Source organism: Pauljensenia sp. UMB1177 (assembly GCF_030217965.1).
In the GTDB taxonomy this organism is placed as follows: domain Bacteria; phylum Actinomycetota; class Actinomycetes; order Actinomycetales; family Actinomycetaceae; genus Pauljensenia; species Pauljensenia turicensis_A.
In genome coordinates this window covers 1-230 of record NZ_JASOOV010000063.1, presented here as the reverse complement: position 1 = coordinate 230, position 230 = coordinate 1, and the positions used below count along the sequence as shown (strand labels likewise).

1 pseudogene is annotated in these 230 nt (G+C 60.4%); it reads left to right on the top strand.

The features are described 5' to 3' along the window. A pseudogene (locus tag QP442_RS08600) lies at positions 1-192 on the top strand (NADH-quinone oxidoreductase subunit NuoI); the annotation flags it as partial. Between the last annotated feature and the right edge of the window lie 38 nt (positions 193-230).

Below are 230 nucleotides of genomic sequence, written 5' to 3'. Positions count from 1 at the left end.
CTGCTTGTTCCTCTTTCCGATGGAATGCTCGCTCCGCCTCACCCGATGGTCGAGGGGCTGAACGATGGCGATAACTACCGCGGTGCGGTCAGTGGTGCCACCCAGTCCCAGATTGATTGGGTGAAGGAACACCGTCCTGAGGATCCGAGCCTTGCCAACGCGCGCGGGGTGGCAAAGGAGGAAGTCCGATGACTCTACTGGGTACATGGCCCGAGATGGTATCTACCGGC